Annotated in this window: 15 protein-coding genes and 2 pseudogenes; 10 read left to right on the plus strand and 7 right to left on the minus strand. The window is 55.7% G+C overall.

The genetic code is table 11. The features are described 5' to 3' along the window. Positions 1–180 precede the first annotated feature (180 nt). Positions 181–957 carry a cupin domain-containing protein gene (locus ACR0M3_RS10350; protein WP_480910593.1) on the minus strand — a complete coding sequence of 259 codons (777 nt, stop codon included), beginning with the start codon at positions 955–957 and terminating at the stop codon, positions 181–183. A gap of 78 nt (positions 958–1,035) precedes the next feature. Between ACR0M3_RS10350 and ACR0M3_RS10355 the strand changes: the two genes are divergently transcribed. From ACR0M3_RS10355 to ACR0M3_RS10375, 5 genes and pseudogenes are all read left to right on the plus strand, one after another. After that, the gene (locus tag ACR0M3_RS10355) at positions 1,036–1,779 is read left to right on the plus strand and encodes an ABC transporter substrate-binding protein (protein WP_480910595.1); all 744 of its coding nucleotides are present in this window, start codon (positions 1,036–1,038) and stop codon (positions 1,777–1,779) included. Positions 1,780–1,858: 79 nt separating this feature from the next. After that, entirely contained in the window at positions 1,859–2,515 is a 657-nt protein-coding gene (locus ACR0M3_RS10360; RefSeq protein WP_480773744.1) for an amino acid ABC transporter permease, read from the plus strand. Then, positions 2,512–3,249, plus strand: a complete 738-nt coding sequence (locus ACR0M3_RS10365; RefSeq protein ID WP_480557754.1) for an amino acid ABC transporter ATP-binding protein — start codon at positions 2,512–2,514, stop codon at positions 3,247–3,249. The genes ACR0M3_RS10360 and ACR0M3_RS10365 overlap by 4 nt, the downstream gene beginning before the upstream one ends. A gap of 180 nt (positions 3,250–3,429) precedes the next feature. Then, positions 3,430–3,666: pseudogene (locus ACR0M3_RS10370) on the plus strand (cupin domain-containing protein); the annotation flags it as partial. A gap of 33 nt (positions 3,667–3,699) precedes the next feature. Then, positions 3,700–4,956: an NAD(P)/FAD-dependent oxidoreductase gene (locus ACR0M3_RS10375; RefSeq protein WP_480899409.1), complete on the plus strand. Its 1,257-nt coding sequence runs from the start codon at positions 3,700–3,702 to the stop codon at positions 4,954–4,956. Positions 4,957–5,046: 90 nt separating this feature from the next. On the opposite strand, the pseudogene ACR0M3_RS10380 reads toward ACR0M3_RS10375, so the two are convergent. The 3 genes and pseudogenes from ACR0M3_RS10380 to ACR0M3_RS10390 all read right to left on the minus strand — a co-directional run. Continuing rightward, a pseudogene (locus ACR0M3_RS10380) lies at positions 5,047–5,153 on the minus strand (transposase zinc-binding domain-containing protein); the annotation flags it as partial. Positions 5,154–5,873: 720 nt separating this feature from the next. After that, positions 5,874–6,659, minus strand: a complete 786-nt coding sequence (locus ACR0M3_RS10385) for an inositol monophosphatase family protein (RefSeq protein ID WP_480773747.1) — start codon at positions 6,657–6,659, stop codon at positions 5,874–5,876. 98 nt (positions 6,660–6,757) lie between these two features. Continuing rightward, positions 6,758–7,663 (minus strand): LysR family transcriptional regulator, encoded by a 906-nt coding sequence (locus ACR0M3_RS10390; protein WP_480482174.1) that lies wholly within the window; start codon positions 7,661–7,663, stop codon positions 6,758–6,760. A gap of 94 nt (positions 7,664–7,757) precedes the next feature. Here ACR0M3_RS10390 and metF point away from each other — a divergent pair, with 94 nt between their 5' ends. Both metF and ACR0M3_RS10400 read left to right on the plus strand, forming a co-directional pair. Then, positions 7,758–8,624, plus strand: a complete 867-nt coding sequence (gene metF, locus ACR0M3_RS10395; protein ID WP_480773748.1) for a methylenetetrahydrofolate reductase [NAD(P)H] — start codon at positions 7,758–7,760, stop codon at positions 8,622–8,624. A gap of 229 nt (positions 8,625–8,853) precedes the next feature. Then, positions 8,854–9,519 carry a DnaJ domain-containing protein gene (locus ACR0M3_RS10400; protein WP_480910597.1) on the plus strand — a complete coding sequence of 222 codons (666 nt, stop codon included), beginning with the start codon at positions 8,854–8,856 and terminating at the stop codon, positions 9,517–9,519. Between the two features lie 49 nt (positions 9,520–9,568). Here the strand turns inward: ACR0M3_RS10400 and ACR0M3_RS10405 are convergent, their stop codons facing one another. Continuing rightward, entirely contained in the window at positions 9,569–10,087 is a 519-nt protein-coding gene (locus tag ACR0M3_RS10405) for a YHS domain-containing (seleno)protein (RefSeq protein ID WP_480475567.1), read from the minus strand. Between the two features lie 248 nt (positions 10,088–10,335). Here ACR0M3_RS10405 and yghU point away from each other — a divergent pair, with 248 nt between their 5' ends. Further along, a complete protein-coding gene (gene yghU / locus ACR0M3_RS10410) occupies positions 10,336–11,214 on the plus strand; it encodes a glutathione-dependent disulfide-bond oxidoreductase (protein WP_480505973.1) in 879 nt (292 codons plus the stop codon). Between the two features lie 59 nt (positions 11,215–11,273). Here the strand turns inward: yghU and ACR0M3_RS10415 are convergent, their stop codons facing one another. Both ACR0M3_RS10415 and ACR0M3_RS10420 read right to left on the minus strand, forming a co-directional pair. After that, positions 11,274–12,062, minus strand: coding sequence for an SseB family protein (locus tag ACR0M3_RS10415; RefSeq protein WP_480482184.1), 789 nt, complete (start codon positions 12,060–12,062; stop codon positions 11,274–11,276). After that, positions 12,055–12,642 carry a uracil-DNA glycosylase family protein gene (locus tag ACR0M3_RS10420; protein ID WP_480910600.1) on the minus strand — a complete coding sequence of 196 codons (588 nt, stop codon included), beginning with the start codon at positions 12,640–12,642 and terminating at the stop codon, positions 12,055–12,057. The genes ACR0M3_RS10415 and ACR0M3_RS10420 overlap by 8 nt, the downstream gene beginning before the upstream one ends. Positions 12,643–12,890: 248 nt before the next feature. On the opposite strand from ACR0M3_RS10420, the gene ACR0M3_RS10425 reads away from it, so the two are divergent. Both ACR0M3_RS10425 and ACR0M3_RS10430 read left to right on the plus strand, forming a co-directional pair. After that, entirely contained in the window at positions 12,891–13,550 is a 660-nt protein-coding gene (locus ACR0M3_RS10425; RefSeq protein ID WP_209504732.1) for an ABC transporter ATP-binding protein, read from the plus strand. Further along, entirely contained in the window at positions 13,528–15,111 is a 1,584-nt protein-coding gene (locus ACR0M3_RS10430) for a capsule biosynthesis protein (protein ID WP_480910603.1), read from the plus strand. The genes ACR0M3_RS10425 and ACR0M3_RS10430 overlap by 23 nt, the downstream gene beginning before the upstream one ends. Position 15,112: the final 1 nt, after the last annotated feature.

Below are 15,112 nucleotides of genomic sequence, written 5' to 3' on the forward strand. Positions count from 1 at the left end.
GCTTGGCCCTGCGAGACTAGATTCCAAATTCAGGGTTGCAAGGCACGCTCGCCGTTCACCGGCACGGTAATTGTTCGCACCTGAGGTGTCAGATTTCGCTCCGAGCAGCCAGGTGCGTTGCCCAAGCTCCGAAAAAAGTTTGACGTTGAGCGGTTCATTGCTGAACCCCCTGCCTCAACACTACCAGATTGGAGGAGTCGTTGCCCAGATAACCCTGCATTTTCCCTCGCCAAGGTTTCGATACCGATGAGGGAGGCTACTTTCAAAATGAAATGAATCCCCTTGGTTCAGGATATGCGGCCTGCCATCAATCGATATTTCCAGACATCCTTCAATCACGACCCCGCATTCCTCACCGGCATGAGAATACGGTACATCACCTGATCCGCCTCCCGGCTCAAGATCTAGATCCATGACCTGTAATTCACCTTCGTCGTGCGCTGTCAAAAAGGACTTGAGCACCCCCTTACTGCTGAGATCAATTGACCTGCGGTGATTGGCCCGAACGATATAGCTCTCATCATCTGCCGCCTCGTTTTCATCTACACTGAACAGCTGTAGTACCGACAACCGCAACGCGCCACTGATCGAGCGCAAGACCCGAACCGACGGCGACGATACCCCCCTTTCGATTTGGCTAAGTAGGCCCACCGATATCCCTGCCTCGTCAGAGATATAAGTCAGTGTAAGTCCCAGTTCTTTACGCCGATCGCGTATCGCGCGACCAAGTCGCACGTCTTCGCTTACTCCATCCGTTGCAGCCGCTGCTGAGTGATTTGAGTTGTTTGGCATAATGATAAAGACACGCTCTCTTCGTTGCTTGAATACGAAGAATACCTTCCACCACATTTCATGTCCATGAAATACGCCCAGCTTTTCACATTGACCGTGGAAGAAGCCCGAATAAGCAAAATATTTCATTTTAATGAAAAATTTTTGAATGTTTTTCAATCTCATCTACACTCTGGGAGTGTTGACCTGTCAGGCGGGTCCGCAGGACCTCAGAATAGTGAAGAACCAACAAGGAGAAGTTTCATGAACATGAAAATACTTACCACACTCGCTGCAGCGACCTGGCTGTCTGTTGCGAACGGCACTTTCGCGGAAACTCTTAATGTCGGGGTAACGACCACGGGTGTGCCGTTTACGTTTGTTGATATCCAAACCGGACAACCGACAGGAGCCATGGTTGACATTGCAAATGCGATTGGTGCGGAAATCGGAATGGAGATGCAATTTGAAGTTACTGCGTTTTCGGCACTCATTCCCGCGCTGACCACAGGAAAGATTGATCTTATCTCTGCGGGCATGCTGATCACCGACAAACGCGCAGAGGTCGTTGACTTCTCAGACAGCCCCTACAGCTATGGGGACGCAATGTTCGTCGCTGCGGACAACCCTGAAAACTATACACGAGACGATCTAGCGGGCGAGGTGATTGGAGCGCAGGTTGGAACTGTGTACGCGGATTCCCTGGCGGAGATTGGGGGATTCGGCGAGATCAAATTGTATGACTCGATCGTAGATATCATGCGCGACGTTCAACTTGGTCGGATCAAAGCGGGTTTCGGCGACGGCCCCATTGTCGGATACCAGATTTCACAAAATCCCAATCTGGGTGTTCGTCTGGTTGAAGGCTATGAACCAATGAAACCGGGCAGAGTCGGGTTGGCTGTAGACAAAGGAAATGCCGAGCTGCTGAAACAGGTGAACGAGGCGTTAGCAAAGTTGCAGAATTCGGGTGAGCTGAAGGCCATCTTCAACAAATACGGCCTTTGAGAAACTTCCCTAACCAGCAAGAGGGCGCTGGCAGCTCACCAAGTGATGTGCCAGCGCTACGACCGTAGGAACAGCGCCAATGTCAACCTTTCTTGAACGCTCGATCGAGTATCTACCTCTGCTTTGGAGTGGATTGAAGCTTACAATTGCCGTCACAGTGCTTGCACTGCTTTTATCAACCTTGTTGGGATTATTGTGGGCTCTGCTCAGAACTTCAGGAATCCCAGTCCTTGCTCAAGGTATTCGGTATCTGACAGAATTCATACGCGGCATCCCGATCCTCGTGGTTTTGTTCTATATCTATTTTGTGATGCCCGAAATCGGCATCGACCTTACCGCGTTTCAGGCTGGCATCATCGGGTTGGCGCTGACCTATTCCTGCTATATCGGCGAAACCTTTCGTGCGGGGATAGAGGCGGTAGACCGCGGCCAGGTAGAGGCGGCAAAAGCCATCGGAATGAAGCACGGTATGATGATGCGTCGAGTGGTACTGCCGCAGGCGTTTAGAATTGTCCTGCCACCCTATGGCAACAATACGATCATGCTACTCAAAGACAGTTCACAGGTCTCTGTTATTTCAGTTGCCGAGTTGACCATGCGGGGAAAAACACTGGCTTCTTCAACCTTCGACAACATGACAATTTTTACTTTGGTTGCGCTGCTTTACCTGAGCTTGACCATCCCCCTGAACATCGCGATCCGGCGAATGGAAAACAAAATGGGCGACGCAAAATGATCGAATTCAAGGAGGTTCATAAATCCTTCGGCTCACTGAACGTGTTGCAAGGTATCAACGCCAATGTCGAAGTGGGCGAAGTTGTTTGCCTTATCGGGCCTTCGGGCTCTGGTAAATCAACGATGCTCCGGTGCGTAAACGGTCTGGAATCTTACCAGGCAGGTGACATTCTGATCGATGGGAAGCGTGTCGATGTCGCATCACCGACAATTCACCAACTTAGAGCGCAAGTGGCTATGGTGTTCCAACGTTTCAACCTTTTCCCCCACCGAACGGCTTTGGAGAATGTCATGGAGGGGCCGCTTTATGTTCTGAAACAGGACAAGTCCGAGGTGCGGGATCGCGCAATCGGATATCTGGAGCGGGTCGGATTAGCCGAAAAAATCAACGCCTACCCTGCCTCGCTGTCCGGAGGGCAACAGCAAAGGGTCGCTATTGCCCGGGCCTTGGCTATGCAACCCAGAGCCATTTTGCTCGACGAACCAACATCGGCACTTGATCCGGAAATGGTCGGCGAGGTGTTACAGGTTATGCGCGCCCTCGCTGAGGAGCACATGACCATGTTTGTGGTGACCCATGAGATTCAATTTGCCCGGGAAGTCGCTGACCGCGTGCTGTTCCTGGATAAGGGTCAAATCGCTGAGCAGGGTAAGGCGCAGGAAGTTTTGCGAAATCCAACACATCCGCGCACCCAGGAATTCCTAAGGCGGGTCACACACCCTGAACAAGGGTGAAATGATGCTGGTTAAATCCAGCCGCTGCCCCAATGACATTTACGGAGAACAACAATGTTCAATCTTGTTGGCCTGAAAGATCTCGATGCGATCCAAGTTGGCGACTACAGACCCAAACCGACAACCCTGACGCCGGGGCAACAGTAAGCTACTGCGCACGTTTACACATCGCCAACAGGCGATACCAAGATCGGTATCTGGGAATGCACTCCGGGCGAGTTCACCGCAGACCGTAGTGGCATGGCAGAATACTGTCACATTCTGTCCGGTTCGGCGACGATCACTGATGCCGATGGTGGCCGTTCCGTAACCCTTGGCGCGAATGATTTTCTTGCCCTGCCCAAAGGTTGGAAAGGCACCTGGGCAATCCACTCCCACGTCCGCAAGCTCTATTTCCTGGTAGAGAACGCAAATTGACGACCGTATTTTGAGATTCGGAGTTTGACCGCAATGCTAGACTCTATCTGGTCCGCTACGGCAAATAGCACCCCAAAATTCCCCGCTTTGGCCGGCAACTGCAAGGCTGATGTCGCGATCGTAGGCGCAGGTTACACTGGCCTCTCCTGTGCTCTTTCTCTTGCTGAAGCGGGTGCAAACGTCATCGTCGTTGAAGCTGAGCAACCTGGATTTGGTGCCAGTGGGAGAAATGGTGGTCAGGTCATTCCCGGCCTCAAGTACGATCCTGACAAGCTGGACCGCATGTATGGCGAGGCAACCACCGAATTTGTCGGCGGTGCTGCGCAACATGTGTTTGATATTATCGATAGACATAACATCCAATGTGACCACCGCCAGGACGGCTGGATTCAGACAACTGTAAAAACCTCGCATATCCCCACTTTGCAAAGCCGGATGCAGCAATGGGAAAAGCGGGGGGCCTCCGTCGAATGGCTGGATGCTGCGCAGGTCGCTCGTCAGACGGGTTCAAGAAGGTTTGTTGCAGGTTGGAAAGACCGGAGGGCTGGCTGTGTGCACCCGCTGAATTATGCCACCGGGCTTGCACAAGCGGCTGCGGATGCCGGGTGTAAGATTTACGGCAAGAGCCCTGTTTCCCGGATACAATCAGATGGAGCGGGATGGAAACTGTCGGTAGGCGAGCAAGGGCAGATCAAAGCAGATCAGGTGGTGCTGGCGACCAACGGCTATACAAGCCACCTGTGGCCCGGATTGCGCCAGACAATGGTGCCCGCCAACAGTTTTCAGGTGGCCACAAAGCCTCTGCCCGAAAGCATTAGCCAATCAATCTTGCCCGAAGGCTGCGTTGTATCGGACACTCGGCGTATCGCTAATTATTTTCGGATTGGCCCGGGGAACCGTCTCATGGTGGGGGGGCGAGGACATTTTGCAGAACCACGCGGGCCGAACTCTTTCAAACGTATCCATGCTGACTTGAAGGCGCTTTTCCCTTCTCTGGAAAATCAAGAGTTGGAATTTATGTGGTCTGGACGCGCTGCAATGAATTTGGACCACCTGCCTCATATCTATCAACCGGCTGCCGGAGTCACGGCCGCACTGGGGTATAATGGCAGAGGTCTGGCGCTTGGCAGTGCATTGGGGGCGGCAATTGGTGCCCATCTGGCGAACTCTTCCATCCCTCTGCCGTTGCCGGCGGACCGGATGAAGCAACTCCCCTTTCATCGCTTGCACCCATATTACGGCACCGCCGCGATCTGGTACTTTCGTCTGCGGGACTTACTGGAGAGGTGATCTGAGAATCGACCTGGCGCATCAGCAAGCACCTGGAAGGATAGCAGCGGCCCCATTGCACGGCTGTCATGTCCAGACGTGGTGCTCGGGATCGGCTGGCAGCGTGACGACAAAGTGTGGAAGTACTCTATGGGAAGCAGGTTCTCCTTCCGCGAGGCCATCCACTCGCGCTTCGCCGGTCTCTGGCTTTCGCGGCAAAGCCAGTATTAGCCGAACTTGTACATGTCATGCTGAACACATCGCCATTTGGTGACGATTGTTGATACGCGGGCCATCCCGAGCGGACAATGAAATCGGCACCGCTCTCCAAAATATACTCCAGCCGCGACGGCCTCTCATTGGCGCGGGCACCATCGGCAATATCCCCGGTATGAACCGGAAAGTGCTTGTGGCATTCACCACTATGCCCGTCGGTAACCTCAATGGCCCGGAATATGTCCGTCGCCCCGCAACGATATGTAATCGCCACGCCTGACCATTCTTTCTGGGTCCCATGACCGTTATTCCGTCAACCAATGAGGCAACCGAACGGTCATGTGACCAGATCTTGATCTTATCCGCCAAAAGCATCTGGCATGTTGTTTCCAGCCAGCTTGCACTCCCGCGGGGCCGCTTCAATACACCAACGTCATACAAACCGTGATCTCGGCAGACGCTGCGCAGGCCGAAGCGGACGATAGTGAATGGCCATAGGGCCTATGATGCTGGCAAGCCGCAAAAGTGACTGGGAGACCGCGACCTTCCGGCTGCGTCGGCAGGCACCGGCTTCCCGTGCGGCCACCCAAATGTCAACTACATCACCATGAACGGAAACAAGCCCGCTCCGGCCCTTTAACTCGGGAATGAAACCAGTCCTACGCCTTCCAAAACAGAGCAAGACTGATTTATGGATCGCTTAAGTTAGCGCCTGTGGGCGATCAGCCCCGGATCACTTTGGCGAATTGATCAAAGATTGGTTCATTCGAACAGATCACTTCACCATCTTCCAGCGCGTTACCCTCGGGGTTCAGGGCCTGCACAAAGCCGCCCGCCTCTTTCACGATGATGATACCGGCGGCGACATCCCACGCGTTCAGGCGGCGTTCCCAGAAGCCTTCGTACCGGCCCGCAGCCACATATGCCATGTCAAGCGCCGCAGCACCCCAACGGCGCACACCGGCGCAAGCGGGCATCAGACGCGCCAGATCCTGCAGGGTTGCAGGCAGGTCAGAACGACCCCCAAAGGGCAGGCCGGTTGCAAAGATCGATTCTATCATGCGGTGACGCCCCGACACTCGAATTCGGGTGTCGTTCATCCACGCGCCCTCGCCTTTTTCGGCAAAGAACATCTCATCCTTGGCGGCGTCATAGATCACGCCGGCTACGATCTTGCCTTTGTGCTCCAGCGCGATGGAAATCGCCCAGTGCGGCAGGCCATGCAGAAAATTGGTGGTGCCGTCCAACGGGTCAACGATCCAGCGGCGGGTCGGGTCTTCTCCGTCGATGGAGCCACCCTCTTCAGCCAGCCAGCCATAGGTCGGGCGTGCGCCCAGCAACTCGTCCTTCAGGATGGCTTCGGCCGCGATATCGGCCTTAGACACAAAGTCACCAGCGCCTTTCATCGACACCTGCAGATTCTCGACTTCACGAAAGTCCTTGACCAAAGAACGCCCCGCCTTGCGCGCGGCCTTGATCATGATGTTGAGATTTGCACTGCCAACCATTGTAAAAAGGCTCCTGTCCGGTCAAACCGCGCGTATACTGCCGCAAGGCTTCCTTGCCAAGAGGAATGATGTGCATAACAGACCCGCAGAAAACGCCTCTACCGGGATTGCAGCTTGCGCGCCTCTTCGCGGGCCAGTTTCACCAGTTCCTGCACATAGGGCTTGTCCAGATCTTCTGATCGGACCGCTGCATAAAGGCGACGCGTGATCCCCTCTTTGGTCAGGGGGCGGGTCACATAGTCCGAGTTGTATTTGACCTCGCGCACGACCCAATCCGGCAGAACCGAGATGCCTCGGTTTGAGGCCACCAGAAGCAGGATGACAGCTGTCAGTTCCACCTGCCTGATCGAGGCGGGTTCGACCCGTGCAGGGATCAACAATTGGCTGAACACATCCAGACGTGTGCGTTCCACCGGGTAGGTGATCAGGGTCTGGCCTCGGAAATCCTCAGCCTCGACATAGGCTTTTTCCGCCAGTGGATGGGCTGATGCAGCGACAAAGACGGGGTTGTAGTCAAACAGCTCCACAAACTCGACACCCGGCAGGTCTTCGGGATCGGATGAGACCACCAGATCAACCTCTTCCTTCTGCAAGGCTGGCAGGGCGTCGAAGGCCAGACCGGGTCGGATATCGACATCCACGTCGCCCCAGGATTTCCTGAAGGATTCAAGAACCGGAAACAGCCATTCGAAACACGCGTGGCATTCGATGGCGATATGCATCCGCCCGGTACGCCCGTCCCGCAGCGATGAAAACTCATTCTGTGCCGCCTCGACCTGCGGCAGGATCTGCTCGGCCAACCGCAGCAGACGCAAACCGGCGGCTGACAGCTTCATCGGCTTTGAACGTCGCAGAAACAGCTCGACCCCGGCCTGATCCTCCAACCCTTTGATCTGATGACTCAATGCGGATTGAGTGATGTTCAACTGGTCGGCAGCGCGCGCCAACCCACCGCATTCATGGATCGCCTTGATGGTACGCAGGTGGCGGAATTCAATGTGCATCTCAAGTATCGTTCATGTTGTTGTTGAATAATATGAGTTTGTCTCACAATGCCCGTCATGGCACAAGATAGTCAGTTGATCCAGTGAGGCAGCCATGTCCAAACCCGAAATTTCATTCGAGTTCTTTCCGCCCAAAACTCTGGAGGCTTCTTTCCGCCTTTGGGATACGGTCCAGACATTGGCACCGCTGGAGCCCCGTTTTGTATCCGTCACCTACGGTGCAGGCGGTACGACCCGGGAACTGACGCGCGACGCGGTCGCAACCCTGCATAAATCCTCTGGTTTGAAGGTCGCTGCACACCTGACCTGTGTTGACGCTTCGCGGCAGGAAACGCTGGAAATCGCCGACACATTCGCACGTGCGGGCGTGCAGGACATCGTGGCCCTGCGGGGCGACCCGCCAAAAGGGCATGATCGGTTCGTACCGCACCCCGAAGGCTTTAACAGTTCGATTGAGTTGATTGAGGCGCTGGCTGAAACCGAAATGTTCAGCATCCGTGTCGGGGCTTATCCTGACAAGCACCCTGAAGCCGCCGACATGTCAGCAGACGTGGACTGGCTGAAGGCCAAACTTGACGCGGGCGCTGACGAAGCGCTGACGCAATTCTTTTTCGAGGCCGAAACCTTCTTCCGTTTCCGTGATGCCTGCGCAAAGGCGGGTATCGACAAACCGATCGTTCCGGGCATTCTGCCGATAGAAAACTGGGCAGGTGCGCGCAAGTTCGCCAAAAGCTGTGGCACACATATTCCCGATTGGGTCGAACAAGCCTTTGAAAAGGCCGTGCGCGACGGGCGAGAGGATCTGCTGGCAACTGCGATCTGCACCGAGTTGTGCTCGGACCTGATCGAAGGTGGTGTGGACAAGCTGCATTTCTATACCCTCAACCGCCCGGAATTGACGCGCGATGTGTGCTTTGCCCTTGGAATTACGCCACAAGTCGATCTTCAAAACGTCGCCTGACAACTGAAAAATCCAATGATTCGCCCGGGTTACGAATTTTCCCGGGCGTTTTCCTTTTCTTATGCGTGACCTGTTTCACAGTCGTATCCGCGAATTCACACCTTTGCGGAACAATAGAATCTTCGCATCGCGATTGTTGTCAGCTTCCCTCTCAATCAACCATGAAATTTGACAAAACCATGCCCTCGGCAACACTAGGGCTGTGTAGTTTTTAATGAGTGTTTTGAGTATGGAACCTGTCGATAAGGTTAGGGCACGCACGGATGCCCTGGCAGATCTGGGCCTAAACCCGTCTGCCAATTCCAGTGAAATACGAGAGGCCTGGCGTCACATCGCCTTTCACACGCATCCTGATCACAAGGAAGGCGACAGTTCCGGGTTTTCGCGCGCCAAGGCAGCCTATGATTTTCTGCGCAAAGAAGGGCTGGCGACAAAGGGCGGTGCCGCTGCTGGCCCGCCGCAACCACGTCGGGCACGGTTGAAAAAACGTATCATCGAGCTTCCGCAAGAGGATATTGCCGCCTGTGAGGCAATGCTGAATCCGGGGCAAGTGCTGTCGCATATGAACAGTCAGCCTGGTATTCAACCCAAATGTGGCAGCGGTGTTGCTGACCATGTCCCCGACGCGATCGGATGCTTTGGGCGACACCTGACCTACTTCGTCACGACACCGGTTAATCAGGGCGCAAATCGTGTGGCTTTGCCAACGACCGTTCTGACCAGTGCGCGGCACACCACAGCGGAAATCCTGAGCTTTCAATCCAGCGACACGGGCGCTGGGGAAGTCGTCATTCCCGATACGATCCGAGAACGCAAATTTCCGGGTGCCAAGAGCGTCAGGATCCGGTTTGACGCCGACCAGACGATACGGGATCAGTTCTGGCTTGCTGGCTGAACGAAAAAGCCCGGCTGGGTAAGCCGGGCTTTGTGCAATTTTGGCCGGGTCAGTTTTTCACCGGACCTTCCGAGGTAAATTTCGGGATCACGCTGGTCGAGGCGTCAGACGGCTCGATACCCGGCCAGTTGCCTTCAGCAAGGTTGATGTTGCCCGGAATGTCTTCTTCGAAGAACCCGACGACCACATCCGTGATGTTGAGATACAGCTTGTCGTCAACGATCCGCCACAAGTTCGGGTTTGCCGGAACCTTGCCACCGCGCGACACGCCATAGGCGCAGTGCCCATCATATTGCGGCGCATAATAGGCCGGGTTTTCCAGAAATTTGTCGCGGTTTTCCTCGGACGAGAATGCCCAGGTTGCACCATTGTATTCGGCAGTAATGCTGGCATTGCCACGCACGCCTTCGTGCTGTGGCTGACCTACCGGTACCTGATCCAGGTTGCGATAGGCGACAACATCATACCCCGAAACGGCAAACCCTGTGCCGTCAATATATTGCGGCCCGGCAAATGCCGGAACGGCCAGGGCCATGGCCGCAGCAAAGGTCAAAGCAAAGCGTTTCATGTAGTTTATCCTTTTCGTTCCAGCGGTATCGGTGACGCCGTGATGGCAGGTCTGGCAAAACAATATGCGATTCCCATTCTGTTCGTAGCCCTCCTCGCGCCGCTGTGACCCCTCTCGAGCAAACGTGAGAGTTTGGTCGCGGATTATTACAAATTATGCCGGAAAGGCTGGGTTGGACTCGGCGGATTGCAACACTACCTGTAAGACTGCATCGAACGCGGCCCGGACAAAGGCATGAAAGGCAAGACATGAGCGACCAATCTTCGTATACCCCACCAGCAGTCTGGACATGGGACAGTGAAAGTGGCGGACAGTTCGCCAACATTAACCGACCTATTGCCGGCGCAACCCATGACAAGGACTTGCCGGTTGGACGTCACCCATTGCAGTTGTATTCCCTTGCCACGCCCAACGGTGTCAAAGTCACCGTAATGCTGGAAGAGTTGCTGGCATTGGGTCACGAAGGCGCTGAATACAACGCGTGGCTGATCAACATCGGCGAGGGCGACCAGTTCGGTTCAGGGTTTGTCGAGGTCAACCCAAACTCGAAAATCCCCGCCCTTTGGGATCGCTCTGGCGACAAGCCGGTTCGGGTGTTTGAAAGTGCCTCGATCCTGTTTCATCTGGCTGAGAAGTTCGGAGAGTTTCTGCCCGCGTCCGGGCCGGAACGGACCGAAGTCATGAACTGGCTATTCTGGCAAATGGGCAGCGCCCCTTATCTGGGCGGCGGGTTTGGCCATTTCTACGCCTACGCGCCCGAAAAGTGGGAATACCCGATCAACCGCTTTGCGATGGAGGCAAAACGCCAGCTGGACGTTCTGGACAGGGAACTGGCGAACAAGACCTATATCGCGGGCGAGGAATATACCATTGCCGACATGGCGATCTGGCCGTGGTACGGTCAACTGGTTCTGGGCCGACTGTACAGCGCGGCAGAGTTCCTTGACGCGGAATCCTACAAGAACGTGGTGCGCTGGGCCAAAGCGATTGACGCACGACCTGCGGTTCAGCGTGGCCGTATGGTCAACCGCGCCTTTGGCGAGCCGCACACACAGCTTCACGAGCGTCACGACGCCAGCGATTTCGAAACACGTACGCAGGACAAACTGGAAGCTGCTGCGGAATAGCAGCGTCCGATCCTGGTACCACGCGGCGCAATATGCGCCGCGTGTTTGCCTTTTGGTCGTTACTTCAGAATTGGCGGTTTCGCGGGATTGCTGCCCGGAACCTCGCGCACCAGATCTGCAACCTGCGGTTCGGGCAGGTCAAAGCGAAGCCCCGTCTTCGCCAGCAGCGCGGCAGCGGCGTCATCTGTGGCAAAGAACCCGACATCTATCGCCCCCGCTTCGATCCCCGAAAACGTCAACGCCTCTGAAGCTGCCCTGGCCAGCGCTGGCTCGGCCCCTTCGACCGCACCGACAAACCCCAGCAAATGACCCTGAGCGCCCGCTTCGGATTTCGTGGCGACCAGATAGGCCGCACTGGCAAGCCCGCCAGCAGTTGCCAGCTTTGCATCAAGGGCGGTCAACAGGCTGTCCGGCAGACCGGAGGGCGGCATGAACTCGGCAAGCTTTTCCTCGACCTCTTTGGGGCCATGCTGCAACGTTTCGGCCAACCAGCCCAGGGCCTCGGCAGGCACCAGCATGGATGATGGCGCAGTTTCCAGGTTCAGGCCCAGCCCGATACCCTGCCCTGCCAGCATCCCCGACAACACACGCCCCGACAGCGCAACATAAGGCACAGGCCTCCCGGCAAACTGCGCCAATCGTTCCTCGCGGTCGAACGCCAACACAAAGCGCCCGTCGGCCACATCGAACACCTCGGGCGAGATGTTTTCGCCCATCGCTTCCTCGGTCAGCATCAAAAACAGCTCACTATCTGCAAGCCGTTCAAAAAACCGCAGACGGGCAGCATCGTTCTGCGGATCTGCCAGCATCGCGGCATGCGCCGTGTCCAACGCTGTGGTTTCAGTCATTCAGCACCTCTTGGACCCGCGCGCGCAGAACCGGCAGCAGTTCTGCCTCGAACCACGGGTTTTTCTTTACCCATGCCGTATTCCGCCAGGACGGATGAGGCAAGGCAAAGACCCGCGGCGCATGGTCCTGCCAGTTCCGAACGGTATCCGTCACCGACCCTCGCGCGCCCAGATGGTATTTATGCGCATGACCACCGACCAACACCGTCAACGGCACCTGCCCCAGTTCCTGCATCACCCTGTCATGCCAGGTTTTGCCGCATATCGCGGGCGGAGGAAGGTCCGCGCCGCGGGCATCATAGCCGGGGAAACAGAATGCCATGGGTACAATCGACACAAGGTCACGATCATAAAAAACAGGTTCATCGACCCCAAGCCAGTGGCGCAGCCTGTCGCCTGACGGGTCAGTAAAGGGCTGCCCCGACTCGTGCACGCGCGCACCCGGTGCTTGCCCTGCGATCAGGATGGGTGTTCCGCGCCGAAACCAGACCACCGGGCGGGGTTCATGAGCAGTTCTGGTTTGCGCGAAAGACGCGGCGCACAGGCGACACGCGCAGATTTCGCCATCTAAATCTTTCATCTGGTTGCGAAACCTCCCAAAGCTGTTTTGCAAAGATCAGGCCTGAAACCACATAATATAGGTGCGGCAGATTACCAGAAGTGCAGCGGAATTGCCGACAACCGATCAGTTGTTTGCGGGTTCGGCAGCAACGCATTGAACATTTGTTTCATAATTCGACATAATGTAGCCAACATGGATCGGTAAAAACCATCCTTTCTAACCGCCAAAAACGCGGCAACACAACGGAAACGAGCAGCAGGCTGCGAATGCTGGAATTCGACAATGTCAGCAAGTCCTTCTGGACCGGGACGCGCCGTAAGGTGATCCTGGACAGGGTCTCATTCCGTGTCGAACTGGGCACGTCGCTGGGCGTTCTGGCCCCGAATGGTACTGGCAAAACCACACTGATCAACATGATGGCCGGGCTGGAAAAGCCCGACGAGGGTGTAATCCGCCGCGAATGCCGGGTCTCGTTTCCAATGGGATTCACTGGGGGTGTGACCGGCAAGTTGTCAGCGCTTGAGAACGCGCGATACATCGCCAAGATTTACGGCATGGACCCGGACTATGTTGAGGCGTATTGCAAATGGCTCTGCGGTTTGGGTGAATATTTCGAACAGCCGCTGTCCACCTATTCGTCGGGGATGCGGTCGCGATTCACGTTTTCTTTGATGCTTGCGCTGGATTTCGACATGTATCTTGTCGATGAAGGGATGCCAGCATCTACAGATGTTGAATTCAACGAAAAGGCAGGGGCGATCCTGAAGGAAAGGTTGCGCACTACGACATTGGTGATCGTGTCGCACAGCCCGACTGTATTGGAAAAATTCGCGCAGCAGGCCGCCGTTCTGCTGGACGGGCAATTGTACATGTTTGACTCCTTGGAAGAGGCAAAGCAGCTATATGACTACGAAACCCAAGGTTAGAAAGTACAACTGGCGCAGCAATCGCCCGGTGGACGATTCGGCCGAGGCGCGTGCGGATGCAATCTCGCGCATACGAGGCGCGACGCAAGGCCAGGCACCGGCGGCCGAGGCCCAGCCAGGCACGCAAATTGACGACATCAAGCGCGAAGGTCTGACAGGTCGCCAGTTGCGCATTGCGCGAAAACTGGCGCAGAAACACGGACTGGCAGCAACATCGGACTATGATGCGGTGCGCTTGCTGCGCAAGAAAGGCATTGATCCGTTTCAGCGCACGAACCTTCTTGATCTTGCCGCGGCAAAGCCCTCTGCACAGGGCGACAGCTCGAAGGTCAAAGACAAGATCAGCATTCAGTTGCCGCAATCCATAGGCGCAAGCACGCCAAACCTTCCGGGACCCGAGCTCAGCCCGGCTGAGCGGCGGAACCTTGAAATCGGTCAGATTCAGAAGGACATCGCGCGCCGACGCAGGCGTAAACTGTTTGGCCTGTTCGCGCGTCTGGCCGCCTTTGTGTTCCTTCCGACCTTTGTTGTGGGGTTTTATTTCTATCGCATCGCCACCCCGATGTATGCCAGCGATTCCGAGTTTCTGATCCTGCAAGCCGATGGCGGGCCGGGTTCCATCGGCGGGCTGCTCGCTGGAACGCAATTCGCCACCACGCAAGATTCAATCTCGGTTCAATCTTTCCTGGAATCGAAAGAGGCTTTGTTACTGCTGGATCGGGACGCCGGTTTTTCTGATGTCTTCAAGCAGGAAGTGATTGATCCGATTCAAAGGCTATCACCCGACGCCACGCTGGAAGACGCATACAAGCTGTTCAAACGCATGATCACAATCGGGTATGATCCAACCGAAGGGGTCATCCGGATGGAGGTTGTTGCACCAGACGCACAGACCTCGACCGAGTTCTCGGAGCGTTTGATCTCTTACGCCGAAGATCGGGTGAATGCCCTGTCCGGCAAGAAGCGCGAAGACCAGATGCGCGACGCATTGGAAAGCTTTGAAGCGGCGCAGGAGGCGCGGCGGCAGGCGCAGGAGGAATTGATCGAGCTTCAGCTTCAAGGGGCGGTGCTGGACCCCGAGAATGTCATTGCCAGCCTGCGCGCCCGCATCAACGAGATCGAGATATTGGTGCAGGACAAAGAGCTTGAACTTGCCGCCCTGCAAGACAACCTGCGCCCGAACAAAGCCAAGGTCGACGGCGTCAAGGCTGACATTGCCCGGCTTGAAAAGGTGCTGGAACAACTGAATGCCGAGATGCAGGATGCTTCCGATGGCGAAAATTCGCTGGCGCGGTTGAGCGTGCGCATCCAGATCGCTCAGGCGGATCTGGCGGCACGGGACATGATGCTGCAAACGGCAATGCAGCAAATGGAATCGACCCGATCCGAAGCTAACCGGCAGGTGCGTTACCTGACCGTCTCGGTGAACCCGATCCCAAGTCAGGAACCCAGCTATCCGCGCAAGTTCGAAAATACGATTTTGGCATTCCTGTTGTTTGCTGGTATCTACCTCATGATCTCGCTTACCGCGTCGGTCCTTCGTGAACAGGTATCCTCATAAG

It is taken from the genome of Ruegeria sp. O5 (genome assembly GCF_056535105.1).